This is a genomic window from Rhizobacter sp. P1_G5, assembly GCF_056405435.1.
Map to the genome: position 1 here is coordinate 1 of NZ_JBFUCB010000820.1, position 2,190 is coordinate 2,190.

The window sequence follows — 2,190 nt, forward strand, 5'->3', positions numbered from 1 at the left end:
GCTGTACTGGTTCCAGCGCAGCCCGAACGAGCTGCTGCGGCTGCTGGCGGTGACCGGCTTCCTCGGCGGGCTGACGACCTTCTCGTCGTTCTCCGGCGAATCGCTCGCGCTGATCCAGCGCGACGAATGGGCGCTCGCGGCGGGCCACACGCTGGCCCACGTGCTGGGGTCGCTGGCCTGCGCCGGCCTGGGATATCGGCTCGCGCGCCTCGCACTCGCCTGATCCCGCCAGATCGACCTCTGCTGCTTTGCAGACGGGTTCTGCATCATTTGACGACAAAGCCTGGTTACGATTTGTTTCCTTCGGTGGACTCAAATAGCAGCAGAGGTGGATCCAGTGACAGCAGCGACGACGGTGCGGCGACGGCTGAGCGTGCTTGCGCAGTCCGTGAACGTGCAGGACATGCTGAAGGTCGAGGTGTTCCTGCGGCTGGCCCAGGGCCGGCTGCGCTGCGACTGGCAGGTCTCGACCACCGGCGAAGCCCACCTGCTGCTGCTGGGCGGCGACGAACCCACCACCATCCCCGGCCTGCTCGACGACCCGGTCTCCCAGCTGCAACTGGTCGACGGGCCCGGCACTTCCCTTCCAGCGTCCCATGCCGACGGCCACCAGGTGCTGACCCGGCCGCTCCAGTACGACGCCTTCGTCGATGCGCTGCTGGCGGTCGAAGACAAGCTGCTGCCGAAGTTGCCTTCCGCGGCCCCGGCCCCGATGGTGCCGGCCACCGCGGGCGGCCGCCAGCCCTGGTCCACCGGCAGCTTTCGGCTGAGCCGCTGGCCGTCGGCCGGCCTGCTGCAGCCGCACCGCTACGGTGTGCGGCTGGCCACCTTCCTGTCGGTGCGCCCGGTGACGCTCGACGAACTGGCCCGCCTGTGCAACGTCGACAGCGCCGAGTGCGCGAGGTTCGTCGACGCGATGGGCCATGCCGGCCTGCTGAGCCTCGCGGCCCGCGTGGCGCCGCAGTCGCGCGGGGTGCCCGCCGCAGCCGGCGCGCCGGGTGAGCGTAGCGTGGCGCCAGCGGCCGATGCGGGCCTGGTCTCCCGCCTGCGCCGCACGCTCGGCATCAGCAACAAGGGCTCGACATGAAGGACCCCAAGATCGTCTTCACCGRCACGCCCGGTGCGGGCAAGACCACCGCGATCGCGGCACTCAGCGACACGCCGCCGGTCACCACCGACGTGCGCAACACCGATCCCTCGCTCGCGAAATCGCACACCACCGTGGGTCTCGATTTCGGCCAGGTCGACCTGGGCGACGGCCAGGTGGTGCGGCTGTTCGGCACGCCGGGGCAACTGCGCTTCGAATTCATGTGGCAGATCCTCGCCGCCGACGCGCTGGCGCTGGTGATCCTGATCGACAACTCGCGGCCCGATCCGCTGAGCGACCTGGTCGACTACCTCGATGCCTACGGCACGCTGCTGCCGTCGATGAACGCCGTGATCGGCGTCGGCCGCACGCTCGAATGCCCGCTGCCGACGCTCGACGAGTTCAGCGACATCGTCGGCGAGCGCGGGCTGGTCGTGCCGGTGCTGGCCGTCGACGTGCGTGAGCGCGACGACGTGCTGATGCTGCTCGACGTCGTGCTGGCCCAGGTCGAAGCGCGCGTCGACCTGGGTGTCGAGGCCACACAGGAATGACGATGGACCGAAACGAGATGACCCGCCATGCCCAACTGGCGGCGGAAGCCTTGATGGCCGACGTGAGCGGCGCGCGCGCCGTGCTGGTGGCCACGCCGGACGGCTTCGACCTGGCGCATGCCGGCGCCTTGCCGCTGGATGCCAGCCGGCTGGCCGCGATGGTCAGCTCGATGGCGGCGCTCGGCGACGCCGCCAGCCGCGAGGCCGCGATCGGCCAGCCGCATTGCATGGTGGTCGATTCGAGCGCCGGGCGGCTGGTGATGCGCAGCGTGCAGTGGCGCGGCGAGCCGATGGTGGTCGTGCTGCTGGCCGACACCAGCGCGCTGCTCGGCATGGTGCTCAACGCGCTGAACGGCGTCGAACGCAGCATGGGGACTGCATGAACCCGCGCGTCGTGGCCGATGAGCTCGATGCGATGGCCGCGCAGCCCGGCATCGTCGGATGCGCACTGGTCGACCCGGCCACCGGGCTGATCTGGCAGGCCAGCGGCCGCGTTGCCGATGCCGAGCGCACCTGGGAGGCCGCCGTCGACTACTGGCGGCTGCACGACAG

At 70.4% G+C, this 2,190-nt stretch carries 4 protein-coding genes; all 4 read left to right on the forward strand.

The features are described 5' to 3' along the window. On the forward strand, positions 1-223 hold a 223-nt coding region (locus tag AC1D12_RS31485), incomplete at its 5' end, for a CrcB family protein (RefSeq protein ID WP_477845114.1). Positions 224-337: 114 nt separating this feature from the next. Beyond that, positions 338-1,087 (forward strand): hypothetical protein, encoded by a 750-nt coding sequence (locus AC1D12_RS31490; RefSeq protein WP_477845115.1) that lies wholly within the window; start codon positions 338-340, stop codon positions 1,085-1,087. Continuing rightward, positions 1,084-1,638, forward strand: a complete 555-nt coding sequence (locus AC1D12_RS31495; protein ID WP_477845116.1) for a GTP-binding protein — start codon at positions 1,084-1,086, stop codon at positions 1,636-1,638. The genes AC1D12_RS31490 and AC1D12_RS31495 overlap by 4 nt, the downstream gene beginning before the upstream one ends. 2 nt (positions 1,639-1,640) lie before the next feature. Then, the gene (locus tag AC1D12_RS31500) at positions 1,641-2,021 is read left to right on the forward strand and encodes a roadblock/LC7 domain-containing protein (protein WP_052213088.1); all 381 of its coding nucleotides are present in this window, start codon (positions 1,641-1,643) and stop codon (positions 2,019-2,021) included. Positions 2,022-2,190: the final 169 nt, after the last annotated feature.

Excerpts from the sequence above, each read along its gene's own strand:
- AC1D12_RS31500 (WP_052213088.1), top strand. The coding sequence starts at position 1,641 with ATGGACCGAAACGAGATGACCCGCCATGCCCAACTGGCGGCGGAAGCC.